This is a genomic window from Demequina zhanjiangensis, assembly GCF_030418315.1.
Lineage (GTDB): Bacteria > Actinomycetota > Actinomycetes > Actinomycetales > Demequinaceae > Demequina > Demequina zhanjiangensis.
Map to the genome: position 1 here is coordinate 387,030 of NZ_JAUHPV010000001.1, position 22,434 is coordinate 409,463.

22 protein-coding genes and 1 tRNA gene are annotated in these 22,434 nt (G+C 69.4%); 8 read left to right on the forward strand and 15 right to left on the reverse strand.

Annotation, left to right across the window (positions count from 1 at the left end; all coding sequences use genetic code 11):
* Positions 1-7 precede the first annotated feature (7 nt).
* A complete protein-coding gene (locus QQX04_RS01805) occupies positions 8-427 on the forward strand; it encodes a DoxX family protein (RefSeq protein ID WP_301125625.1) in 420 nt (139 codons plus the stop codon).
* A 137-nt stretch (positions 428-564) separates the two neighbouring features.
* On the opposite strand, the gene QQX04_RS01810 is transcribed toward QQX04_RS01805, so the two are convergent.
* The 12 genes from QQX04_RS01810 to QQX04_RS01865 all read right to left on the reverse strand — a co-directional run bounded on the left by QQX04_RS01810 (position 565) and on the right by QQX04_RS01865 (position 13,649).
* Positions 565-1,185 (reverse strand): sugar O-acetyltransferase, encoded by a 621-nt coding sequence (locus QQX04_RS01810; protein WP_301125627.1) that lies wholly within the window; start codon positions 1,183-1,185, stop codon positions 565-567.
* Positions 1,186-1,394: 209 nt separating this feature from the next.
* Positions 1,395-1,467: transfer RNA gene (locus QQX04_RS01815), tRNA-Arg, on the reverse strand.
* Between the two features lie 30 nt (positions 1,468-1,497).
* Complete coding sequence (locus QQX04_RS01820; RefSeq protein ID WP_301126015.1) at positions 1,498-2,739, reverse strand: alpha-hydroxy acid oxidase; 1,242 nt, start codon at positions 2,737-2,739, stop codon at positions 1,498-1,500.
* An 11-nt stretch (positions 2,740-2,750) separates the two neighbouring features.
* Positions 2,751-4,172 carry a rhamnulokinase gene (locus QQX04_RS01825; protein WP_301125629.1) on the reverse strand — a complete coding sequence of 474 codons (1,422 nt, stop codon included), beginning with the start codon at positions 4,170-4,172 and terminating at the stop codon, positions 2,751-2,753.
* Entirely contained in the window at positions 4,169-6,208 is a 2,040-nt protein-coding gene (locus tag QQX04_RS01830; RefSeq protein WP_301125631.1) for a bifunctional aldolase/short-chain dehydrogenase, read from the reverse strand. The genes QQX04_RS01825 and QQX04_RS01830 overlap by 4 nt, the downstream gene beginning before the upstream one ends.
* Positions 6,209-6,251: 43 nt before the next feature.
* Positions 6,252-7,094, reverse strand: coding sequence for an alpha/beta hydrolase fold domain-containing protein (locus QQX04_RS01835; RefSeq protein ID WP_301125633.1), 843 nt, complete (start codon positions 7,092-7,094; stop codon positions 6,252-6,254).
* Between the two features lie 5 nt (positions 7,095-7,099).
* Positions 7,100-8,266 carry an L-rhamnose isomerase gene (gene rhaI / locus QQX04_RS01840; protein WP_301125636.1) on the reverse strand — a complete coding sequence of 389 codons (1,167 nt, stop codon included), beginning with the start codon at positions 8,264-8,266 and terminating at the stop codon, positions 7,100-7,102.
* Positions 8,267-8,425: 159 nt separating this feature from the next.
* A complete protein-coding gene (gene rhaS / locus QQX04_RS01845; protein WP_301125637.1) occupies positions 8,426-9,487 on the reverse strand; it encodes a rhamnose ABC transporter substrate-binding protein in 1,062 nt (353 codons plus the stop codon).
* 45 nt (positions 9,488-9,532) lie between these two features.
* Positions 9,533-10,618, reverse strand: coding sequence for an ABC transporter permease (locus QQX04_RS01850; protein ID WP_301125638.1), 1,086 nt, complete (start codon positions 10,616-10,618; stop codon positions 9,533-9,535).
* The gene (locus tag QQX04_RS01855; RefSeq protein WP_301125639.1) at positions 10,611-11,645 is read right to left on the reverse strand and encodes an ABC transporter permease; all 1,035 of its coding nucleotides are present in this window, start codon (positions 11,643-11,645) and stop codon (positions 10,611-10,613) included. Before QQX04_RS01855 ends, QQX04_RS01850 begins: the two co-directional genes overlap by 8 nt.
* Complete coding sequence (locus QQX04_RS01860) at positions 11,642-13,168, reverse strand: sugar ABC transporter ATP-binding protein (RefSeq protein WP_301125641.1); 1,527 nt, start codon at positions 13,166-13,168, stop codon at positions 11,642-11,644. Before QQX04_RS01860 ends, QQX04_RS01855 begins: the two co-directional genes overlap by 4 nt.
* A gap of 136 nt (positions 13,169-13,304) precedes the next feature.
* Positions 13,305-13,649 (reverse strand): L-rhamnose mutarotase, encoded by a 345-nt coding sequence (locus QQX04_RS01865; RefSeq protein ID WP_301125643.1) that lies wholly within the window; start codon positions 13,647-13,649, stop codon positions 13,305-13,307.
* 84 nt (positions 13,650-13,733) lie between these two features.
* Here QQX04_RS01865 and QQX04_RS01870 point away from each other — a divergent pair, with 84 nt between their 5' ends.
* From QQX04_RS01870 to QQX04_RS01895, 6 genes are all read left to right on the forward strand, one after another.
* Positions 13,734-14,750 (forward strand): LacI family DNA-binding transcriptional regulator, encoded by a 1,017-nt coding sequence (locus QQX04_RS01870; protein WP_301125646.1) that lies wholly within the window; start codon positions 13,734-13,736, stop codon positions 14,748-14,750.
* A gap of 50 nt (positions 14,751-14,800) precedes the next feature.
* Complete coding sequence (locus QQX04_RS01875; protein WP_301125648.1) at positions 14,801-15,160, forward strand: hypothetical protein; 360 nt, start codon at positions 14,801-14,803, stop codon at positions 15,158-15,160.
* A 94-nt stretch (positions 15,161-15,254) separates the two neighbouring features.
* Complete coding sequence (locus tag QQX04_RS01880) at positions 15,255-15,635, forward strand: MmcQ/YjbR family DNA-binding protein (protein ID WP_301125650.1); 381 nt, start codon at positions 15,255-15,257, stop codon at positions 15,633-15,635.
* A gap of 43 nt (positions 15,636-15,678) precedes the next feature.
* Positions 15,679-17,355, forward strand: coding sequence for an arginine--tRNA ligase (gene argS / locus QQX04_RS01885; RefSeq protein WP_301125652.1), 1,677 nt, complete (start codon positions 15,679-15,681; stop codon positions 17,353-17,355).
* Between the two features lie 2 nt (positions 17,356-17,357).
* Complete coding sequence (gene lysA / locus QQX04_RS01890; protein WP_301125654.1) at positions 17,358-18,695, forward strand: diaminopimelate decarboxylase; 1,338 nt, start codon at positions 17,358-17,360, stop codon at positions 18,693-18,695.
* Between the two features lie 39 nt (positions 18,696-18,734).
* Positions 18,735-19,331, forward strand: a complete 597-nt coding sequence (locus tag QQX04_RS01895) for a TetR family transcriptional regulator (protein ID WP_301125656.1) — start codon at positions 18,735-18,737, stop codon at positions 19,329-19,331.
* 116 nt (positions 19,332-19,447) lie between these two features.
* On the opposite strand, the gene QQX04_RS01900 is transcribed toward QQX04_RS01895, so the two are convergent.
* A complete protein-coding gene (locus QQX04_RS01900; protein ID WP_301125662.1) occupies positions 19,448-20,299 on the reverse strand; it encodes an NmrA family NAD(P)-binding protein in 852 nt (283 codons plus the stop codon).
* Positions 20,300-20,447: 148 nt separating this feature from the next.
* Here QQX04_RS01900 and QQX04_RS01905 point away from each other — a divergent pair, with 148 nt between their 5' ends.
* The gene (locus QQX04_RS01905; protein WP_301125664.1) at positions 20,448-20,843 is read left to right on the forward strand and encodes a winged helix-turn-helix transcriptional regulator; all 396 of its coding nucleotides are present in this window, start codon (positions 20,448-20,450) and stop codon (positions 20,841-20,843) included.
* Positions 20,844-20,908: 65 nt separating this feature from the next.
* On the opposite strand, the gene QQX04_RS01910 is transcribed toward QQX04_RS01905, so the two are convergent.
* Positions 20,909-21,457 carry an arsenate reductase/protein-tyrosine-phosphatase family protein gene (locus tag QQX04_RS01910; protein ID WP_301125666.1) on the reverse strand — a complete coding sequence of 183 codons (549 nt, stop codon included), beginning with the start codon at positions 21,455-21,457 and terminating at the stop codon, positions 20,909-20,911.
* The gene (locus QQX04_RS01915) at positions 21,454-22,398 is read right to left on the reverse strand and encodes a DUF817 domain-containing protein (protein ID WP_301125668.1); all 945 of its coding nucleotides are present in this window, start codon (positions 22,396-22,398) and stop codon (positions 21,454-21,456) included. The genes QQX04_RS01910 and QQX04_RS01915 overlap by 4 nt, the downstream gene beginning before the upstream one ends.
* Between the last annotated feature and the right edge of the window lie 36 nt (positions 22,399-22,434).

Sequence of the window (22,434 nt, forward strand, 5' to 3'; positions counted from 1 at the left end):
GAAAATCATGGACATCGTCTTCCTCGTGGCGCGCATCCTCTTCGCGCTCATCTTCCTGCTCTCGGCCATGGGCCACCTCACCCAGTCGCAGGCCATGGCGCAGTACGCCGAGTACAAGGGCGCCCCGGGCGGACGCTTCGGCGTCATCGCCTCCGGCATCACCATGGGACTCGGCGCACTGATGGTGCTGCTCGGCGTCTTCGGCGACCTGGGTGCACTGCTCATCGCGCTCACGCTGATCCCGATCAGCCTGTTCATGCACGCGTACTGGAAGGAGAGCGACGCTCAGGCCAAGCAGACGGAGCAGGTCTCGTTCAACAAGAACATCGGCCTCATCGGCGGCGCGCTCGCGCTCTTCCTGCTCTTCGCGAGCACCGGCGCGGACATGGGCCTGACCCTGACCGACGCCCTCATCCAGCTCGGCTGATCCAGCCGACCCCAAGGCGGGGCGCCTCTCCCACGAAGGGGGGCGCCCCGCCTTCGTCGTGTCCGGGGGCTTGAAGGCAACTGGGGGTTCTCCGACGCCTGGCCGGGACCACCGGTAGCGCGCATCGGCCGGGCGCGTCAGTGGATCGGCACGTAGCCCGAACGGTCGTCGTCGGTCACCTCGCGCAGCACGCGTGCGGGGTTGCCCGCGGCGATGGTCCCCGCGGGCACGTCTCGCGTGACCACGCTTCCGCCGCCGATCACCGCGCCCGTACCGATGGTCACGCCCTGAAGGATGGTCACCCCGCCGCCGATCCACACGTCGTCCTCGATCGTGATCGGCTTCGCGTAGCAGGCGCCCTCCTGCCGCTCGCGCAAGTCGAGCGCATGGTTGGAGGTGTAGAGGCCCACCTTCGGCCCCAGCAGCACGTTGTCGCCGATCGTGATCGGCGCGCCATCCAGCATCACGCAGTCGAAGTTCGCGAAGAAGCGGGAGCCGAGATGGATGTTGCGCCCGAACTCGCACCTGAACGTCGGCTCGAAGTTCACCTCCTCGCCCATCGAGCCCACCACCTGACGGAGCAGTGACTCGCGGGCCTCGGGCGGCTGGCCGTAGGAGGCGTTGTAGAGGTCGGTGGCCCCCACCGCCTCGATCCGCGCGGCGATCAGCTCGGGCGTGAGGTCGTCGTACATGGCGCCGGTCGCGATGTGTGCGAACTGGGCGTCGAGATCTGGCATCGCAGCGTCGTCTGTTCCCATACGCGCGACCCTTCCACAATCGCGCACGGTGTGCGTGAGGGACGGCGGGCGCGGTGCTCGACAAGGGGCGGGCGCGAACTGGGCTGGCCGCTTCCGGCGTGGAGCGGGGCCTGGGAACGGCCGGGGCCGGACAAGCCCCCGGAAACGCCAAGGACCCCGCCTCTCAGCAGGGTCCTCAGTGGCGCGAGCCATCGCGATATCTCGCGAAGTGCCCCCGACAGGAATCGAACCTGCGACCTTCGGTACCGGAAACCGGCGCTCTATCCGCTGAGCTACGGGGGCCCGCCGCGCACGCGCGGCTGATAGAGGATATCAGTCCACAGGCGGCACGATCGGCGACAGACGACGCAGCTGCGTCACGTGGTCGGGGTTGAGCTCGGAGACGTTCGCGACCCCCAGCAGCTTCATGGTGCGGACGATCTCGGTGCGCAGGATCGCGATGGCGCGGTCCACGCCCTCGCGGCCTCCGGCCATGAGTCCGTACAGGTACGCGCGCCCCACGAGGGTGAAGTCCGCGCCGGCTGCGATGGCCGCCACGACGTCGGCTCCGGACATGATGCCCGTGTCCAGGACGATCTCGGTCTTGCCCTTGAGCTCCCTCGCCACCGTCGGCAGCAGGTGGAAGGGAATCGGGGCGCGGTCGAGCTGGCGTCCGCCGTGGTTGGACAGCACGATCCCGTCGACGCCGTGGTCCACCACGCGCTTCGCGTCGTCGAGGGTCTGGATGCCCTTCACGACGACCTTGCCCTTCCACTGGTCGCGGATCCATGCCAGGTCGTCGAACGTCATCGTCGGGTCGAAGAGCGAGTCGAGCAGCTCTCCGATGGTTCCGTCCCACTCGCTGAGCGACGCGAACTGGAGCGGCTCGGTGGTGAGGAAGTTCCACCACCACTCGGGCCGTGGGATGGCGTTGAGGACGGTGCCCGGGGTGAGCTGCGGCGGGATCGAGAAGCCGTTGTAGCTGTCGCGCAGGCGCGCGCCGGCGGCAGGGACGTCGACCGTGATGAGCAGCGTGTCGAAGCCGCTCGCCTCGGCGCGCTCCACGAGCCCCATCGAGGCGTCGCGGTTCTTCTGCATGTACAGCTGGAACCAGTTGCGGCCCGACGGGTTCGCCTCGGCGACGCCTTCGGGCGAGGTGGTGCCGAGCGTCGACAGGGTGAAGGGGATGCCAGCCTCCCCGGCGGCCGAGGCGCCCGCGCGCTCGCCTTCCGCGTGCATCATTCGGGTGAAGCCCGTGGGGGCGATGCCGAAGGGCAGCGCAGAGGTTCCGCCGAAGATCTCCACGGATGTGTCGAGCTGCGACACGTCGCGCAGGATCGCGGGGTGGAACTCGATGTCCTGGAACGCCTGCCGTGCGCGGGCGAGCGACAGCTCGAGCTCGGCCGCCCCGTCGGTGTAGTCGAAGGCGCCCTTCGGAGTGCGGCGCTTCGCGATCTCGCGCAGGTCGGAGATCTTGTGGGCGCGGCTCAGGCGGCGCTTGCGGGAGTCCGGCTCGAATCCGCGGAACTTCATCAGCGGCGCGAGCTCCGCCGGCCGGGGCACTCGGCGGTTCATCTTCATCTCATCTATCCCTTCGGGGTGTAGGTGCGCGGCGCGAATGCGCGGGCGACCAGATCTCTCATGGATTCGAGCGTGCCACCGACGGCGCCGAGCGCGCGCGCCTGGACCAGCACGTTGCCGACCGCGGTGGCCTCGACCGGACCCGCGACGACGGGAAGGCCGGAGAGGTCGGCGGTGCGCTGGCACAGCAGCTCGCCCTGGCTTCCGCCTCCGACCATGTGGATGCGACGGACCTCCTGGCCGCTCAGCGTGGACGCCGTGCGCACCGCGTCGGCGAAGGCATGGGCCAGGCTCTCGACGATCGACCGTGCGATCTCGGCGCGCGTGCCCGGGGCGCGCATGCCGTGCTCCTCGCAGTACGCGGCGATGCGCGGGGACATGTCGCCGGGAGGGGAGAAGCGCGGGTCGTTCGCGTCGAACACCGGGATCTCGCCGGTGACGTCCGCCGCGGCCTTGAGGAGGGCCACCAGGTCGACGGGGGAGCCGTCCTCGCGGCCCCACGCCGCGACCGTCTCGTTGAGCAGCCACAGGCCCATGACGTTGTGAAGGAACCTGGTGCGCCCGTCGACGCCGCCCTCGTTGGTGAAGTTCGCCTCGCGGGCGGCGCTGCTGAGCACGGGAGCCTCGGTCTCGACGCCCACGAGCCCCCACGTGCCGCACGAGATGTAGGCGCCGCCCGGCTCTGTCATCGGGGTGGCGACCACTGCCGACGCCGTGTCGTGCGAGCCGACCGCCACCACCGGCGTCGTCCCGGCGAGGCCCGTGCCGTCCGCCACGTGGGGCAGGATCGTGCCGATCGTCTCGCCTGGCTGCACCAGGCGCGGGAACAGTCCTCGCGGGAGGCGCAGGCGGTCCATGAGCTCGCCGTCCCACTCCTTGGTGGAGACGTCCAGCAGGCCCGTGGTCGACGCGTTGGTCGCCTCGGCGACCGTCGCCCCGGTGAGGTACCAGGCGATCAGGTCGGGCACCAGCAGCATGCGGTCCGCGACGTCGAGCATGCCGACCTCGCGCTCCACCGCGAGCTGGTACAGCGTGTTGAACGGCAGGAACTGCAGCCCGTTCCGGGCGTACAGAAGGCTGAACGGCTCGTCGGCATGCACCAGCTCGACGCCGTGCGCGGTGCGCTCGTCGCGGTAGTGGAACGGCTCGCCGAGCACGCGGTCGCCGCGCAGCAGCGCGTAGTCCACGGCCCACGAGTCGATGCCGATCGAGGCGAGGGTCTCGGTCGCCGCCGCGGCCCGGAGGCCGTCGACGACGTGCGCATAGAGCTGCTGGACGTTCCAATGGAGCCCGTCCGGGGTGCCGAGCGGACCGTTCGGGAAACGGCCCGCCTGCTCAAGCTCCAGCGTGTCGGGTCCCACGCGGCCGACCATGACGCGACCAGAGGTCGCTCCCAGGTCGACGGCGGCGACCGAGACCGCGCTCATCGGAGGAACGCCGCAGCCACACCTGCATCGACGGGGATGTGCAGGCCGGTGGTGTGCGTCATGTCGGGGCCGGTGATCATCGCGGCCGCGTTGGCGACGTGCTCGGGGAGCACCTCGCGCTTCAGGATGGTGCGCTGCGCGTAGAACTCGCCCAACTTCTCCTCCTCGATTCCGTAGGTCTTGGCGCGGTTGGCTCCCCAGCCGCCGGCGAAGATGCCGGAGCCTCGGACCACGCCGTCGGGGTTGATGCCGTTCACCTTGATGCCGAACTCGCCGAGCTCGACGGCGAGCAGTCGCACCTGGTGGGCCTGGTCCGCCTTGGTGGCGGAGTAGGCGATGTTGTTCGGGCCCGCGAACACGGAGTTCTTGGACGCGATGTAGACGATGTCGCCGCCCATCTCCTGGGCGATCATGACGCGGGCGGCGGCCTGGGAGACCAGGAACGAGCCCTTGGCCATGACGTTGTGCTGGAGGTCCCAGTCCTTCTCGGTGGTCTCGAGCAGCGGCTTGGACAGCGACAGGCCGGCGTTGTTGACCACGAGGTCCACGCCGCCGAACGCGAGCACGGCCTCGTCCATCGCGGCCTGCACGGCGGCAGGGTCGGCCACGTTGGCTGCGACGCCCACGGCCACGTCGGGTCCGCCGAGCTCCGCCGCGGCCTCCTGGGCCTTCTCGAGATCCAGGTCGGCGATGACGACGCACGCGCCCTCGGCGGCCAGTCGGGTGGCGATGGCCTTGCCGATGCCCGACGCGGCGCCCGTCACGAGCGCGACGCGGGTGGCGTGGCTCTTCGGCTTGGGCATCCGCTGAAGCTTGGCCTCCTCGAGCGCCCAGTACTCGATGTTGAACTTCTCGGCATCGGAGATGGGCGTGTAGGTGGACAGCGCCTCGGCGCCTCGCATCACGTTGATGGCGTTGATGTAGAACTCGCCGGCCACGCGCGCGGTCTGCTTGTTGCGGCCGAAGGAGAACATGCCGACGCCGGGCACCAGCACGATCGCCGGGTCCGCGCCGCGGATCGCGGGGGAGTCCGCAGTCGCGTGGGCGTCGTAGTACGCCTGGTAGTCCTTGCGGTACTCCTCGTGCAGCTCCTTGAGGCGGGCGATGCTGTCCTCGATCGACGCGTCGGCCGGGAGGTCCAGCACCATCGGCTTGACCTTGGTGCGCAGGAAGTGGTCGGGGCAGGACGTGCCGAGCGAGGCGAGCCTCGGGTGCTCGGAGTGGGCGAGGAAGTCGAGCACCACGTCGGCGTCGGTGAAGTGGCCGATCTGCGGGGCGTCCATGGAGGCGAGACCGCGGATCACGGGCGCGAGCGCGGCGGCCTTGGTGCGGCGCTCGGCCTCAGGCAGGGCGCCGTAGCCGTCGAGCGCGGGACCGAAGGGCTCCGGCTTGCCGTGCTTCTCGATGTAGGCGGCGGCGGTGTCGATGATCTCGAGCGAGCGCGCCTCGCACTCCTCGGAGGTGTCGCCCCACGCGGAGATGCCGTGGCCGCCCAGGACGCAGCCGATCGCCTGCGGGTTGGCCTCCTTGATGGCGGAGATGTCCAGGCCGAGCTGGAAGCCGGGACGACGCCAGGGCACCCACACGACCTTGTCGCCGAAGATCTTGGCGGTGAGCTCCTCGCCGTCGACCGCTGTCGCGATGGCGATGCCCGCGTCGGGGTGGAGGTGGTCGATGTGGGGCGCGTCCACGAGACCGTGCATCGCGGTGTCGATCGATGGGGCGGCGCCGCCGCGGCCGTGCAGGCAGTAGTCGAACGCGGCGACCATCTCGTCCTCGCGCTCGACGCCCGGGTAGGTGTCGACGAGCCCGCGGAGGCGGTCGAGGCGCAGGACCGCGAGGCCGTTCGTGCCGAGCGTGCCGAGGTCACCGCCGGAGCCCTTGACCCACAGGAGCTCGACGTCCTCGCCGGTGACCGGGTCGGGCGCGGTGCCCTTGGCGGACGTGTTGCCGCCTGCGTAGTTGGTGTTCTTGGGGTCCGAGCCGAGTCGGTTCGAGCGGGCGATGAGCTCGTCGGCGACGGTGGGGACTGTCATGGCGATGCCTTTCTGGGGAGGTGGTGGGTCGGTGGTGGAGCCGTCAGCGGGAGGCCGACCACTCCAGGAATCGGGTCAGGGTGAGTGCGAAGGCCGGCTCCTCCGGGCGATTCAGGTGCCCGTGGGTGGTGCCTGGCTCCACATGGTGGGTGGAGCCGACGCCCGCGGCCTCGAGCTGCGCGGCGAAGCGCTCGCCCGACGGCCGGAGGTCGTCCGCCTCGGAGTCGACGATGATCGTGGGCGGCAGTCCCGCCACGTCGCCCTCGCCTGCGAAGGCGCGGGGGTCGCGGAGGATCGCCTCATCGCCGCCGACATAGTTGAGGTTCATGCCGCGGATGACATCGGCGGAGAAGCGCATGTCGGCGGGCAGGGTGGCGAGGGCCTGGGCGACCGCCGGCGAGGGGTCCGGAACTGCGGCGTGGACGATCGGGTAGGCGAGCAGCAGCCCCGCGGGGGTCGCCTCGCCTCGGTCGCGCAGGGCGACTGCGGCGCCCGCCGAGAGGTTCGCGCCGGCGCTCGCGCCGCCCAGCAGGACGGAATCGCCCGTCGTGCCCAGATCGGCGGCGTGGGACACCATCCAGTCGAAGGCGGCCACCACGTCGTGGTGGGCGGCAGGGAAGGGATGGCCCTCGATGCCGGGCACCGCGTCGTCCCCGTACGGGGCGGCGAGACGGTAGTCGACGGACAGCACCGCACACCCGCGCTCGGCGAGCCAGCCGGCGACCGCGTCGGCCTCCGGCATGTCGATGTCGCCGTACGCGAACGCGCCGCCGTGCACCCAGACGAGTGCGCGCTCGCGCGTCGCGGAGGTCCGGTACAGACGCGCCTTCACAGGCGCCTCCGTACCGGGGACCTCCACGTCGAGGCGGGTGAGCGTGCGGGGCATGTGAGTCAGGCGCCCCAGCCGGCCTGGACGCCGCCCACGCGCTCCTCGGCGATCTTCGCGAGGTAGCCGGAGGCGAGGAAGGCGGCCATCGGGTCGGCGGGAAGGCCGCGGGACTCGCGCCACTCGGCGAGGTCGCCGCGGACGTCCGTGTAGAAGGCGTCCATGAGGATGCCGTTCGCCTTGAGCACGTCGCCCTCGATCTGTGCCGCCTCGAGAGCCTCGCGGTCCACGAGCAGCGCGCGCGCCGTCATCTCCTGGACGTTCAGCACCGAGCGGATCTGGCCCGGGATCTTGTCCTCGATGTTGTGGCACTGGTCGAGCATGAACGCGGTGTCGCCGTCCTTGCCGTAGCCTCCCCCGATGATCACCTCGTTGATGATGCGGAACAGCTGGAACGGGTCGGCGGCGCCCACGATCAGGTCGTCGTCGGCGTAGTTGCGCGAGTTGAAGTCGAACGAGCCGAGCTTGCCCAGGCGCAGGAGCTGCATGACGATGAACTCGATGTTGGTGCTGGGGGCGTGGTGGCCGGTGTCGAGGCACACGGTCGCACGGTCGCCGAGCGCAGCGACCTGGGCGTAGCTGGTGCCCCAGTCCGGCACATCCATGTGATAGAACGCCGGCTCGAAGATCTTGTACTCGAGCACCAGGCGCTGGTTCTCGCCGATGCGCGCGTAGATCTCCTGCAGCGACTCGTGCATGCGGTCCTGGCGGCCGCGCATGTCGTCCTGGCCGGCGTAGTTGGTGCCGTCGGCGAGCCAGATCTTCAGGTCGCGGGACCCGGTCTCGTCCATGATGTCGATGCACTCGAGGTGGTGGTCGATCGCCTTGCGACGGATGCGGTCGTCGCGGTGGGCGAGCGAGCCGAGCTTGTAGTCGTCGTCCTGGAACGTGTTCGAGTTGATGGTGCCGAGCGCGACGCCGTGGTCCTCGGCGTGCTTGCGGAGCTCGGCGTAGTCGTCGACCTTGTCCCACGGGATGTGCAGGGCGACGGACGGGGAGAGGGCCGTGTACTTGTTGACCTGGGCCGCGTCGGCGATCTTCTCGAACGGGTCGCGAGGGGTGCCAGGGGTGCCGAACACCTTGAAGCGGGTGCCGGAGTTGCCGAATGCCCAGGAGGGCAGCTCGATGGCCTGCTCCTCAAGTCGGGCGGCGATGTCGGGCGCGAAGGCCATCTGTCTCTCCTTCGAGATCGTGGCGCTCGCGGACGGAACGGTCCAGTCGGCGCCGACCAGTAGTTGAATCGTTTCAAATGTAGCGCCCATACTCGGACGCCGTCAAGTCGCGGGCCGTCGGACCCGGGCGCTCGCCCGGGCCCGACGGGGCGGCTTCGATCAGAAGTCGAAGTCGCCGATGTTGTCCGCGTTGAAGCGGTAGGGGTCGCCGAGCAGCACGACGCCGTCGGCGCCCACCGTGTACGAGCCGAGGGTGCCCGCGTCGAAGGAGTCGCCCTCGGCGCCGGTGATCTCGCCTTCGATGAGAGCCTTCGCCGCGTACGCCGCGAGGTAGCCCAGGTCGGCCGGGTTCCACAGCGCGAACTCGGTGACGGTGCCGTCCTCGACGTACTCCCTCATCTGGTTCGGGGTGCCGAGACCGGTGATCGCCACCTGGCCCTTGTACTCCGACGTCGAGAGGTAGCGCGCGGCGGCCGAGATGCCGACGGTGGTCGGCGACACGATGCCCTTGAGGTCGGGGTACGTCTGGAGCAGCGCCGCCGTCTTGTCGAACGACGTCTGGTCGTCGTCGTCGCCGTAGACGACGTCCACGAGCTCGATGTTCGGGTGGTCGGAGGCGAGGATCTCCTCCATCGTCGCGATCCACGCGTTCTGGTTGGTCGCGTTCGCAGACGCGGACAGGACGGCGATCTGACCCTCGTCGCCGATCTGCTCCGCGATCATGTCCACCTGGACCTGAGCGATGCCGTCCGCCGTGGCCTGGTTGATGAACAGGTCGCGGCAGTCGGCGTTCGTGTCGGAGTCGTAGGTGACGACCTTGACTCCTGCATCACGCGCCTCGTTCAGCGCGTCGCAGATGGCGGCCGGGTCGTTCGCGGACACGACAAGAGCGCCCACTCCCTGCTGCGCTGCCGTGTTGATGAACGGGACCTGCGAGTCGGGCGTCGCCTCGGCGGGGCCGACCTCCTCGTAGGTTCCCCCGAACTCCTCGATCGCGGATTGGCCGCCGACCGAGTTCGAGGTGTCGAAGTAGGCGTTGCCGAGGTTCTTCGGCAGGAACGTGATGCTCAGGTTCGCATCGCCGCCGCCCGAGTCGCCGCCCCCCGCGTCGCTCGAGGAGGTGTCGCTGTCGCCGCCCGACGAGCAGGCGGTCAGCGCGAGTGCGAGGGCCGCGGCCATCGCCAGCCCGCTGCGGCGAGCATTCATGATCGAGGACTTCATTGTTCTCTCTCTTCCTCTTCCTTGGTGTTGACGTTCCGGTCGCCCTCAGGCGCCGGACGTGTTCCCTGGTGCGCCACCCGTAGGAGTGGGTGGTTCCCCCCTGCTTCTGCCCCGGCGGCGGGCCGCACGTGCCTGCCCCCAGGCGAGAAGGCTTGGTGAGACCACGGACAGGATGAGCAGGGTGCCCGTGATCACGTTGATGACGTCCGAGGTGACGGAGGCGAGGCGCAGAGCGCTGGCCATCACCCCGATCAGCAGCGCGCCCGCGATGGGTCCGTGAAGCGCTCCCTTGCCGCCGAAGATGCTCACGCCGCCCAGCAGCACTGCGGCCACGACGGAGAGCTCGAGACCTGTCGCATTGTCGCCGCGAGCGCTCCCGTAGCGAAGCGTGTAGTAGACGCCCGCGAGGGCCGCGACCGTGCCGCTCAGCACGAACAGGAGGAGCTTGGTCCGGTCCACCCTCACTCCTGAGAAGTGCGCGGCCTCCTTCGACTGTCCGATCGCGAAGATGCCTCGACCGAACGGGGTGAAGTGGAGCAGGATCGCGAAGGCGATGGCGAGCACCACGAACAGCACCATGATGTTCGGGATCGGGGTGCCCGGGATCTTCTCGGTCACGAGATCACGCCAGGTGTCGGGGAAGTCGGTGATGGCCGTCGTGCCGAGGAGTCCGACTGCCAGGCCGCGGAAGAGCGCGAGCGTGCCGATGGTGACCGCGAGCGAGGGGAGCCCGACGACCGTGACGAGGAATCCGTTCACGGCTCCCGCCGCTGCACCTGCGACGATCGCCAGGACCACGGCGACGCCGAACGGCAGCCCTGCCTGGTACAGGAGGCCTGTCAGCACGGACGAGAGGCCGACGACGCTCGCGACCGAGAGGTCGATCTCGCCGGTGATGATCACCAGGGTCATCGGAAGCGCGATCAGGAGGATCGCAGCGATGTCCAGGAACAGGTACGTGTACGTGATCGGCGCTGCGAAGTTGTCGACCGCTCCGCTTGCGAAGGCGATCACGCCGACCAGTGCGGCGTACACCGCCATCTCGCGGGTCATGAGGACGCGACGCCACAGCGGCCGCTGGTAATCCTGGTAGGTGCGGGTGGTTCCCGCAGACATGGTCGCGCTAGTCATGGGAACGCTCCCGTTCTCGCGCGAGCGCGCGTTCTTGTCGTGTGGCTGCGAGCCGATCGAGCACGATCGCTCCGACGATCAGCACGCCGACCACCGCCTGCTGCCAGAAGTCCTGCACGCCGAGCACGGGGAGCGCGCGGTTGATCGTCATGAGCAGGAAGGCGCCGATCGCGGCACCGAAGACGGTGCCGCTTCCACCGAAGATCGCGACTCCGCCGATCACGGCCGCCCCGACCGCCTGAAGCTCGTAGCCCGAGCCCACCTGCGAGTTGACGGTGCCGTAGCGCGCCGCGTAGAGCACGCCGGCCAGACCCGCAAGGGCCCCTGAGACGACGAAGGCGGTGATCAGGCGTCGGCGCACGTTGAGGCCGTAGAGGGTCGCCGCGTCAGGGTCAGAGCCCATCGCGTAGAACTCGCGGCCCCCGCGCTGCGTCGTCATGTACCAGCCGGCCGCCCCCAGGACGACGAGGGCGATGAGGGTGATCACCGGGATGCGCCCTATCGACTCGGTGCCGAGGGCGAGGAACTCGCGTGGCATGTCGGAGGCGTTGATGCGTTCCGATCCCGTCCACATCACATTGATGCCGCGATACGCATACAGCGTTCCCAGCGTCACCACGAGGCTTGGCACCTTCGCGTACGCGACGACGAGCCCGTTGATGAGGCCGAGCCCGCCGCCGAAGGCGAGGCCGATGAGGAACACCGTGGGCCATGGCAGCCAGGCGAAGTCCACGAACACCCTGCCGACGAGGTAGGCGGAGAGCCCCATCACGGAGCCGACCGACAGGTCGACGTTGCGGGTGATGATCACCATCGCCTGACCCACCGCGATCAGCATCAGGAGCGAGGGCGTCACGAGGAGGTCGCGGAAGCCGTCGTTGGAGAACAGGAAGTTGGGGTTCTTCGCCGTGGTGATGACGATGACCAGGATGAGCGCGGCGAGCACTCCTACCTCGCGTTGCTTGACGAGCGCCAGCGCGCGCTGGCCGAGGCTGGCGGTCCTCTCTCGGGTCTCGGTGAGGGTCATCGCGTCTCCTCCAGGCTGTGCGTCGCGGCGTGCATCACCGTCTCGGGGGTGGCCTCGTCGCGCGTGAGATCCGCGGTGATGCGGCCCTCATGCACCACCAGGACCCTGTCCGCCATCCCCAGCACCTCGGGGAGCTCGGACGAGATCATGAGGATCGCGAGGCCCTGGCCGGCGAGGTCCGAGAGGAGTCGGTGCACCTCGGCCTTGGTTCCCACGTCGATTCCGCGAGTCGGTTCGTCGACGATGAGGACGTCTGGGTGCGAGGCGAGCCACTTGGCGATCACCACCTTCTGCTGGTTTCCGCCAGAGAGCGTCCCGGCGAGGGTGTCGAGCGACGAGGCCTTGACCTCGAGGCGCGACGCCCACTCGCGGGCGCTCGTGTTCTCCGCGGCGCTGGTGATCAGGCCGCGGGTGGTGAGGCGGTCGCGAATGGCGAGCGTGATGTTGCGGGCGATCCCCGAATCGAGCACCGCGCCTTGCTTGCGGCGGTCCTCGGGGATGAGCGCGAGGCCCGCGTGCATGGCCGCGGCGGGGTTGCCGGGCTTGAGCCGACGACCCTTCACCTCCACGGTGCCGGAGTCGTACGGGTCCACTCCGAAGGCGGCTCGCACGATCTCCGAGCGACCCGCGCCTACGAGGCCCGCGAGGGCCACGATCTCGCCGGAGCGCACCTCGAGGCTCACGTCGTGGAACACCCCGGTCCGGGTGAGACCGTCGATCTTGAGGATCACGTCGCCGATCGGGGCCTCGGTCTTGGGGAAGAGCGTGGTGACGTCCCGGCCGACCATCTGCCGCACAAGCGCGTCCACTGAGGTCTCCGCGATCGGCTCGGTGGCGATGTACTCGCCGTCGCGCATCACCGTGACGGTGTCGCACAGCTCGAACACCTCGTCGAACCTGTGCGAGATGAACATCAGTGCGCGTCCTTCGTCGCGTAGCGACCGGGCCACGGCGAACAGGCGCTCGACCTCGACGCCGCTCAGGGCGGCAGTCGGCTCGTCCATCACGAGCACCTGCGCGTCGAGGGAGATCGCTTTGGCGATCTCGACGAGCTGCTGGTCGGCGATCGACAGGCCGCGGGTGGGGCGGTCGGGGTCCACGTAGACGCCGAGCTGCTCGAACAGCTGGATGGTCTCGGCGCGCATCGCGCGCTTGTCGATGCGCCCGAGCGAGCGCGTCGGCTGGCGGCCCATAAAGATGTTCTCGGTGACGCTGAGGTCGGGGAAGAGGGTCGGCTCCTGGTAGATGACAGCGATGCCGGCCTCCTTCGACTGCGCTGTGGTCACGAAGTCGACGGGCTGCCCGAGGTACTCGAAGCGGCCCGAGTCGCGTTGGTAGAGCCCTGCGATGATCTTGACGAGCGTCGACTTGCCGGCGCCGTTCTCGCCGATGAGCGCGTGGATGGACCCTTGTTCGAGGCTGATGCTCCCGGATCGGAGAGCTACCACCGGACCGAAGGATTTCGATACGCCCTCCATGAGGAGTGCGGTGCGCGCCTGGGCGTCGCGTGGAACTGTCGTCATTGACACTTCTCCTGCCTGGATGTCTCACGCCAGTGTGAAACGTTTCAGTACGCCGTGACTTTAGTCCTAGATCCGAGCATGCGTCAACGCGAGTTGCCGAATCGTGACAATCCGCCTGAAGGACGCGCCTCGGGCGCTACAGGCCTGATTCCTTGAGCTGATCCTCCAGGTGGAAGACCTCGGTGAGCTGAGGTGCGGCCTGATCCGCACGCGCCCCGTCCAGGGCGACGAAGAAGCGCGCAGACTCGGCCTCCCACGCCCGCGTCCGCTCGTCAGCGGCCAGCCTGCGTGCAGACTCCTCGTCGTCGTCGGTCTCGTAGTAGCCGATCAGCCGACCATCGGGCGCGAGGAAGATCGAGTAGTTGCGCCGCCCGGAATCGCGGATGGCCTCGAGCATCTCGGGCCACACCGCCCGATGACGCGCGACATACTCGTCGATGAGCTCGGGCCGCACCTGAAGTGCGAAGCAGACACGTGGCATCGTTGCGCTCCTCCCGCCGTGGCTAGGCTAACGTCAGTCGGAGCCCGGCGTCCTGTGCTGGCGTCCGGCGCTGAGGAGGCGCGCATGGGAGTGAGCATCAAGGAGGTCGCCGCACGCGCAGGCGTCTCCGTGGGCACCGTCTCCAACGTGCTCAACCGACCCGACATGGTCAAGGCCGAGACCGTCGAGAAGGTCCACGCGGCCATCGACGAGCTCGGCTACGTCCCCAACTCCGCCGCCCAGCAGCTGCGCGAAGGTCAGAGCCGCAGCATCGGTCTCGTCGCGTTGGACATCAACAACCCGTTCTTCACAGACGTGGCGCGTGGCGCCGAGCGCGCCGCCGCCCTCGGCAGGCACACCGTGCTCCTCGCGAACTCCGGCGAGAGCATCGAGCGCGAGATCTCCAACATCGAGATGTTCGAGCGACAGCGCGTCCGCGGCGTCCTGGTGTCGCCGCTCTCCGAGGACCTGTCCAGGCTGCGAGACGTGCGCAAGCGAGGCATCCCCGTGGTGCTCGTGGACCGCGGCACCGAGGACACGAGCTTCCCCTCCGTCGCCGTCGACGACGTTGCCGGTGGCGAGCTCGCGGCGCGACACCTGCTCGAAGGGGGTCGACGCCGGCTCGCCTTCGTGGGCGGTCCCATGCGGATCCGCCAGATCATCGACCGATACCGGGGCGCCGCCGCCGCCGTCGCCGCGGTGGACGAGGCGACGATCACCTCGATCGAGACCGAGGCCCTGTCGCTCGACGAGGGCATGCGCGTGGGCGGCGAGCTCCGCGCGCTCGTCGCCCGAGGCGAGATCGACGCGGTCTTCGCGGCCAACGACCTCCTCGCCATCGGAGTGCAGCAAGGTCTGCTCGGCGGCGACGACCCCGTCGCCATCCCGGGTGACGTCGCCCTCGTCGGCTACGACGACATCTCGTTCGCCGCTGCCGCCGTCGTGCCGATCACCTCGGTCAGGCAGCCGCGTGAGCTGATCGGCGAGACCGCCGTCGCTCTGCTCGAGGAGGTGCGCGAGTCCGAGTCGGAGCCTCGGCACGTGGTGTTCGAGCCCGAGCTCGTCGTACGCAGCTCGAGCGCACCCGCGCCCACCGCCTGATCCACCGCGTTCGGACTGCAGCGCGCGGCGCGTCCGCGTAGCGTGTGGTCATGACGACGACGCGCCGGACCGCCGCCCTCGCCTCGCTTCTGCTCGCCCTCGTCGTCCTCGCCGGCTGCAAGCCTGTGGGTCTCGGCGACCCGTCCGCCATCGGAACCGTCGCCGCCGTGGACGTGAGCGTCGACACGGTCGGCCTCTCCTTCGTGCCCGACCCCGGCTACGAGTACTTCTCCGGCACCATCTTCTTCCTCGAACCAGGCACCGACGTGCGCGACTCCGGGTGGGACCCGCTCGACCCCACGGAGATCGCCGCGGGCGCGACGATCGAGGTGTGGACCGCCGAGTGCGCGGAGTCGTTCCCCGTGCAGTGCACCGTCACCAACGTCCGCGTCGTCGATCCCGGGCCCTGACCCGCCCTGTCGGTTGCACCGATTCCCGCGCGTCGTCTCCTTCGCGCTGGCTCGCGCCCGGCGCCTGTCGCACCCCGCGGGTAGCGTCGGCCCCATGGATGACATGCCCGTGGTCGACTCGTGGATCGCCGACGCGATCGCCGCGCTGCCCGGAGCGGTCACCGTGCCGTACCCGGACTGGGGCTCCCAGACCTTCCAGGTGGGAGGCAAGCACTTCGGACGGCTCGGCGGCGACCCTGAGGGTCGGCGCATCGTCACGGTGAAGGGCGATCCCGAGGTCAACGCCGCCCTCGTCGCCGCGCATGACGCCATCACGCCCGGCTACTACGCCAACAAGCGCCTGTGGATCTCGCTCGCGATCGACGACCCTGACCTTGAGCGTGACCTCGTGATCGAGGCGCTTGAGAACGGCTACGCGATCGTGCGCGACTCGCTGCCGCGGCGCGTGCGCGAGTCGCTCGACCCGAGCGCCTGACCCCGCGTCGGCGGGCCCCTGCATGCGCCGATAGAATCGCGAGGTGACTCCCGAGCAGCTCAGCGAGACCATCCGCGCCGCACTCCTGGCCGGAATCGACGACAGCGACTTCCAGCTGTCCCCGTTCGATGTCCCGGAGGACATCCGGGTGGAGCGACCCCGCCAGCGCGAGCATGGCGACTGGTCCACCAACGTCGCCATGCAGCTCGCCAAGAAGGCAGGAAGCAACCCCCGCGAGTTCGCGACCACCCTTGCTGAGCGCCTGGCCGAGATCGAGGGCATCGACACCGCGGAGGTCGCCGGACCGGGCTTCCTCAACATCCGCCTCGCGGCCGGCGCTGCGGGCGAGCTCGCCCGCACGATCGTCCTCGCCAACGGCGCCTTCGGCCGCGGCGAGACCTTCAAGGGCACCACCGTCAACATCGAGTTCGTCTCCGCGAACCCCACCGGGCCCATCCACCTGGGCGGCACCCGCTGGGCCGCCGTGGGCGACTCGCTCGCGCGCCTGCTCGAGTTCCATGAGGCCAACGTGGTCCGCGAGTACTACTTCAACGACCATGGCTCGCAGATCGACAACTTCGCGAAGTCGCTCGTGGCCGCAATCAAGGGCGAGGACACCCCCGAGAACGGCTACGGCGGCGAGTACATCCAGGAGATCGCCAACAAGGTCCTCATCCAGGCCATGGAGGTGGGCGAGCGCGACCCGCTCGAGCTGCCGGCCGACGAGCTCCAGGAGTTCTTCCGTGCCCGCGGCGTGCACCTGATGTTCGACGAGATCAAGCAGGAGCTCGCCGACTTCGGCGTCGAGTTCGACGTCTACTTTCATGAGGAGTCGCTGCACTCCGAGGGCAAGGTCGACAAGGCGCTCGAGGAGCTCAAGAGCAGCGGCGCGCTGTACGAGGCGGACAACGCCTGGTGGCTGCGCTCGACCGACCACGGGGACGACAAGGACCGCGTGGTCATCAAGTCGGACGGCAACGCCGCGTACATCGCCGGCGACATCGCATACATCCGCGACAAGCACGAGCGCGGCGCGGACCTCTGCATCTACCTGCTCGGCGCTGACCACCACGGCTACATCGCACGCCTCAAGGCGGCGGCCGCAGCACTTGGCTACGACCCGGCGTCGGTCGAGGTCATCATCGGGCAGATGGTGAACCTGGTGAAGGACGGCCAGCCCGTCAGGATGTCGAAGCGCGCGGGCACCGTCGTGACCATGCAGGACCTCGTGGAGGCCGTCGGCGTCGACGCCGCGCGCTACGCGCTCGCCCGCTCCAGCGCCGACCAGTCGATCGACATCGACCTGGACCTGCTCGCCTCCGCGACCAACGCCAACCCCGTCTTCTACGTGCAGTACGCGCACGCCCGCACCGCAGGCGTCGCCCGGAACGCCGCCGAGTACGGCATCACCCGCGACGACGGCTTCGACGCCTCGCTGCTGTCCCACGAGTCGGAGGCCGCGCTGCTCGGCGCGCTCGGCGAGTTCCCGCGAGTGGTCGCTCAGGCCGTCGAGTACCGCGAGCAGCACAGGGTGGCCCGCTACCTCGAGGACCTGGCCACCGCCTTCAACCGCTGGTACGACCGCACCCGCGTCACACCGCTCGGCGAGGAGGAGATCACCGACCTCCACCGCACGCGCCTGTGGCTCAACGACGCGACCGGAATGGTCCTGCGCACCGGCCTCCACTTGCTGGGCGTCTCCGCTCCCGAGAGGATGTGAGCGTGAGCGCAGTCTGGTCCCGGACGGTCGAGCGTGGCGACGACGGGGCGCTGCGCGTCGGCGGCTGCGACGTGCGCGAGCTCGCGGGCGAGTTCGGCACTCCTCTCTACATCGTCGACGAGGAGGACATGCGCGCTCGCGCCGCCGCCTTCCGCGACCACTTCACGGCCGCCTTCGGGCGCCACGGCGCCAAGTGCGACGTCTTCTATGCGAGCAAGTCCTTCCTCAGCTCCCGCGTGGCCCGCTGGATGCTCGACGAGGACCTGAACATGGACGTCGCGTCGGGCGGGGAGCTCGAGATCGCGCTGCGCGGCGGCATGCCCCCCGAGCGGATCGCGCTGCACGGCAACAACAAGTCCGACGCGGAGATCGAGCGCGCGCTCAAGGTCGGCGTCGGGCGTCTGGTCGTCGACTCGCTCGGCGAGATCGGGATCATCGACGCGATCGCCTTCGAGCTCGGCGTGAAGGCGCCCGTGATGGTGCGCGTCACGACCGGCGTGCACGCGGGTGGCCACGAGTACATCGCGACCAGCCACGAGGACCAGAAGTTCGGCCTGTCGCTGGCCACCGGCGCGGCCATGGACGCCGTGCGCCTGGTGCATGCCGCGGAGAACCTCGAGCTGCTCGGCATCCACACCCACATCGGCTCGCAGATCCTGTCGATCGACGCGTTCCGCGAGTCCGCGACGCGCATGCTGAAGCTGCGTGCCGACTTCGCCGCCGAGTCGGGCGTCGAGATGCCTGAGGTGGACCTGGGCGGCGGCTACGCGATCGCCTATGTGCCCGGCGCCGAGTCGATCGACCCGCAGGTCGCCGCCTTCGAGATGGCCGACGCCGTCGCTGAGGCCCTGGAGGCTGCGGGCGGAAGCTGGCCGCGGCTCTCGATCGAGCCCGGCCGTGCGATCTCCGGACCCGCAGGCATGACGCTCTACCGCGTCGGCGTGGTGAAGACGGTGCAGCTCGAGGAGGGCGGCGAGCGCGCCTATGTCGCCGTCGACGGCGGCATGAGCGACAACATGCGCACCATCACCTATGGCGCGGAATACTCCGCGACCCTCGCAGCCCGCCTGTCCGACGAGCACCCGAAGCTCAGCCGCGTGGTCGGCAAGCACTGCGAGAGCGGCGACATCGTGGTCCGCAACGTCGAGCTCCCCGGAGACGTGGACCGTGGCGACCTGCTCGCCGTGCCCGCGACCGGCGCGTACGGCCGCGTCATGGCGAACAACTACAACGGGCTCCTGCGGCCCGCGGTGGTGTCCGTCAGGGACGGTGAGGCCACGCTGCTGATCCGCCGCGACACCATGGAGGACCTGCTGCGCTGGGACGTCGCCCCCGACTGACGCGGCGGGGTACGTCACGTCGATTCCTATGATGGGCACATGAGCGAGCAGCCCCGTCGGACCAAGTTCGACGTCAAGCGTGAGGCCACACGTGCCGACCTGCTCGAGCTCGGCGCCGCCCGCTTCCCGATCGCCGGCTATGTCGCGACCAGCGTGGACGACGTGGTGCGCGGCACGGGTCACACGAAGGGCGCCGTCTACTTCCACTTCGGCTCCAAGGAGGGCTACTTCCTTGAGGTGATGCGCTTCCGCGGATCGCTCATGGAGAGCTGGTGGGGGAACTTCGCAGGGCGCAGCTTCGCGTCCATCAACGAGGGGCTCGAGGCTGCGACAGGCTGGCTAGGAGTGGGAGAGGGCCTCCCCGACACCGCGATGCTCTCCGAGTTCAGGTTCGCCATGCGCGACAAGCCTGAGATGCTCGAGGCGCTCACCGAGCTGTACGGGCAGTGGATCGACAACCTCGCCGTGTTCGTCACGATCCTCACCGAGCAGGGACTCGTCCGCACTGACCGGTCCGTACGCGAGCTCGCCGAGTCGATGTACCACGTCACCGACGGCTACGTCCTGCACGGTGCAGTGTTCGGGTCGTCCCTCGCGCTGCTGCGGAACGACCTGATTCGGGTGCTCCAGCCCTGAGCCGGGTGCTCCCGCGCTAAGCAGGGCCCGGACGCGACGAGGGCCGCGCCCCCGGAGCGGGAGAGCGGCCCTCGTGACGGTGCAGTCGCCTCGCGGCGAGTGCGGAGGTGCGGTGCTTAGAGCGCGGCCTTGACGGCGTCCTCGAGCGTGGTCGGCGTGCGGCCGATCAGGTCGGCGAGGTCGGTCGAGTCGGTGTAGAGGTCGCCCGCGGCGATGCCTGCGTCGATCGAGGCCCAGAAGCCCGCGGTGCCCTCGTCCATGCCTGCGGCCACCATGCCGGCGGCGAGCTCCTCGACGGTGACGTTCGTGTAGACGACGTCCTTGCCGGTCGCTGCCGAGATCGCGGCGGCCAGCTCGGCGAACGTGTAGGTCGCGCCGGCGAGCTCGTAGACGGGCTTCACGGTGTCGGCGGTGATCGCAGCCGCGGCGGCGTCGGCGAAGTCGCCACGGGTCGCGGTCGAGAGCTGGGCGTCGCCGGCGGCGCCGACGATCGCGCCGCGCTCCACGTAGCCCGGGATCTGCGCGGTGTAGTTCTCGGTGTACCAGGAGTTGCGCAGGAAGGTGGTCTCGATCGAGGACGCGGTGAGCATCTCCTCGGTCGCGACGTGCTCGGGAGCGAGGCCGAGCGACGAGGAATCGGCCTTGAGCAGCGAGGTGTAGGCGATGCGCTGCACGCCTGCCTTCTCCGCGGCCTCGAGGACGGCCTTGTGCTGGGCGGCGCGCTGGCCGACCTCGGAGCTGGACACGAGCACGAGGCGGTCGACGCCCTCGAGCGCGGCGTCGAGCGAGGCGGGCTCGTTGTAGTCCGCGCGGCGGGTGCGCACGCCGAGCTCGGCGAGGTCCTCGACCTTGGCGGTGTCGCGAGCGAGCGCGATCACGTCGAAGGGGGAGATGTGGAGGTCCAGGAGCGACTGGACGATCTTGCGGCCGAGCTGGCCGGAGGCTCCGGTGACTGCGTAGGTGGTCATGAGGTCCCTTTCGTGACTGCGGGCATCCCGCGATGTGCTCCGGGATGGTCCCGGTCGTTCAGCTGGGCGGCGTGAACCGCCGTCGCTCCATACTAACTATTCGATAGTGCTTTCTATTCCATAGCGAAACAGGAGTACCCTGGAGGGCATGACAGCCGAGGCTCACGAGACCGACGCGCCGAGCCAGGAGCTCGTCGCGAACGTCTTCGCGAGCGCCTGCAGCTCACGCGCGGCGTTCGAGGCGGTCACCGGCAAGTGGGCCTCGCTCGTGCTGCTCGCGCTCGTCGACGGGCCCCAGCGCTTCGGCGAGCTCCGCCGTCAGGTCGAAGGGGTCAGCGAGAAGATGCTGTCCCAGGCGCTCCACGCGCTGGAGCGCGAGGGCCTCCTCACGCGCACCGATCACGGCAGCAGGCCGCCGCGCGTCGACTATGCGCTCACCCCGCTCGGCCGCGACATCGCAACGCGTCTGCGCGAGCTCGCCGACCTGCTCCAAGGCGCGGTCCCCGACCTTGAGCGCTCACGCGCGGAGTACGACGCGCACTAGCGGTCGAGGTGCGGCCGGCGTGCAGTAGGACGACCGGTGACGCGGTCGTCAGCCTCGGACCAGTCCTAGACCCGTGCCCAGGCCCCCAGCGCGTCGATCGCCTCCACGATCTCGTCCATGACGCGGTCGAACACCGCCTGCGGGTGGGACCACGGGTCGTCGAGGCTTCTGAGCGGCGCCTCCTCGCGCAGGCGTTCGGCGTGCAGTGCGGCGGCGGCGTTCACGAGCCGTTCCTCCGGAGTCTCGCCCTCGGGGGCCGGGGCGCGCTCCGCGAGCTCCACCGCCTCCTTGATCGCGAACACGTGGTCCGGCAGCAGCCCCTCGTTCTGGGAGATCCACCGCGTGTGCTGGCTCGTGGCAACCAGCACCAGGTCGGCCCACCCGAGCAGGTCCGAGTCGAGCTGCGTGGGTCGGTGGCGAGGCATCTCAAGGCCGGCGCGCTCGCGGGCAGACTTCCGGATCTCCCTCGTCGCGTCCATCCCGGTCTCGGCCCACGTGCCCGCCGAGCGGACCTCCGCAGCATCGCCCCAGTCGCGCTGCGCCAGGTAGTGCATGGCGGGGGAGCGGCAGATGTTGCCGGAGCAGATCATGAGGACGCGAGCGGGACGGGTCATGTCTCCAGGCTACGGTCCTGAGACCCCTGCTCTTGACCCGACTCCGGGCCCTGGTCCTCACGTTCCCGGCGCGCCTCGGCGCGCCGCTGCGCTCTCTCTCGGCGGCGGGTCACGACGACGCTCGGCTTGTCGTCCTCACGGCCGTCGAGCACCCCCTCCAGATGCTTGAGCGCGGCGACGATCACGAAGCTCAGCGAGACGAGCAGCGACCACGAGCCCACCTTGCCCACGTGCACCATGGTCCACGCGACGAGCTGGTCCGGGTACGCCCACGCGCCCAGCAGGGTGGCCGCATTCTCGGCGAACCACAGCGCGAGCCCGATCGCGAGGAAGGACAGCACGAGCGGCATCCGGTAGCGAGGCTCGCGCACGGTGAAGTGGACGAGCGTGCCCCGCAGCTCGATCAGGAAGCCCGCCGCGATCAGCCATCGCAGGTCCGGGATCCAGTGGTGAGTGAAGAAGTTCGCGTACGCCGCGACCGCGAGTAAAGTCATGGGCCACAGTCGGAAGCCCGTCACCCTCAGGTCGAAGCGTCGCCACGCCTGCACGATGTACGACCCGACGGCCGCATACATGAAGCCCGAGTACAGCGGCACCCCGCCCACCTTCGACCACGCCTCGTCCGGGTACACCCACGAGCCCACGCTCACCTTGAACAGCTCGAGTCCCAGCCCGATGAGGTGGAAGGCGAGGATCACCCCCACCTCGCGCGTCGTCTCCCACCCGGTCGCCCACAGGACGACGGTGAGGAGGAGGGCGAACAGCAGGAGCGCGTCGTACCGGGGGATCGGCAGCTCGACGACCGACGTGATCGCCAGCGCCGCGAAGATCGCGATCGCGAACACGAGCGACTGGAGCTCGAGCCACACGAAGCCGACGCCGAAGCGCCACAGCCGTCGCCAGCGCCACCGCTCAGGGTCCAGCACGTCCCGTTCCGTCACCTGTTCATCCTGCACGAACCAGGGGACAGGGCGCGG

Coding starts and splice junctions, on each gene's coding strand:
- QQX04_RS01805 (WP_301125625.1), top strand. CDS start 8: ATGGACATCGTCTTCCTCGTGGCGCGCATCCTCTTCGCGCTCATCTTC.
- QQX04_RS01810 (WP_301125627.1), bottom strand. CDS start 1,185: ATGGGAACAGACGACGCTGCGATGCCAGATCTCGACGCCCAGTTCGCA.
- QQX04_RS01820 (WP_301126015.1), bottom strand. CDS start 2,739: ATGAACCGCCGAGTGCCCCGGCCGGCGGAGCTCGCGCCGCTGATGAAG.
- QQX04_RS01825 (WP_301125629.1), bottom strand. CDS start 4,172: ATGAGCGCGGTCTCGGTCGCCGCCGTCGACCTGGGAGCGACCTCTGGT.
- QQX04_RS01830 (WP_301125631.1), bottom strand. CDS start 6,208: ATGACAGTCCCCACCGTCGCCGACGAGCTCATCGCCCGCTCGAACCGA.
- QQX04_RS01835 (WP_301125633.1), bottom strand. CDS start 7,094: ATGCCCCGCACGCTCACCCGCCTCGACGTGGAGGTCCCCGGTACGGAG.
- rhaI (WP_301125636.1), bottom strand. CDS start 8,266: ATGGCCTTCGCGCCCGACATCGCCGCCCGACTTGAGGAGCAGGCCATC.
- rhaS (WP_301125637.1), bottom strand. CDS start 9,487: ATGAAGTCCTCGATCATGAATGCTCGCCGCAGCGGGCTGGCGATGGCC.
- QQX04_RS01850 (WP_301125638.1), bottom strand. CDS start 10,618: ATGACTAGCGCGACCATGTCTGCGGGAACCACCCGCACCTACCAGGAT.
- QQX04_RS01855 (WP_301125639.1), bottom strand. CDS start 11,645: ATGACCCTCACCGAGACCCGAGAGAGGACCGCCAGCCTCGGCCAGCGC.
- QQX04_RS01860 (WP_301125641.1), bottom strand. CDS start 13,168: ATGACGACAGTTCCACGCGACGCCCAGGCGCGCACCGCACTCCTCATG.
- QQX04_RS01865 (WP_301125643.1), bottom strand. CDS start 13,649: ATGCCACGTGTCTGCTTCGCACTTCAGGTGCGGCCCGAGCTCATCGAC.
- QQX04_RS01870 (WP_301125646.1), top strand. CDS start 13,734: ATGGGAGTGAGCATCAAGGAGGTCGCCGCACGCGCAGGCGTCTCCGTG.
- QQX04_RS01875 (WP_301125648.1), top strand. CDS start 14,801: ATGACGACGACGCGCCGGACCGCCGCCCTCGCCTCGCTTCTGCTCGCC.
- QQX04_RS01880 (WP_301125650.1), top strand. CDS start 15,255: ATGGATGACATGCCCGTGGTCGACTCGTGGATCGCCGACGCGATCGCC.
- QQX04_RS01895 (WP_301125656.1), top strand. CDS start 18,735: ATGAGCGAGCAGCCCCGTCGGACCAAGTTCGACGTCAAGCGTGAGGCC.
- QQX04_RS01900 (WP_301125662.1), bottom strand. CDS start 20,299: ATGACCACCTACGCAGTCACCGGAGCCTCCGGCCAGCTCGGCCGCAAG.
- QQX04_RS01905 (WP_301125664.1), top strand. CDS start 20,448: ATGACAGCCGAGGCTCACGAGACCGACGCGCCGAGCCAGGAGCTCGTC.
- QQX04_RS01910 (WP_301125666.1), bottom strand. CDS start 21,457: ATGACCCGTCCCGCTCGCGTCCTCATGATCTGCTCCGGCAACATCTGC.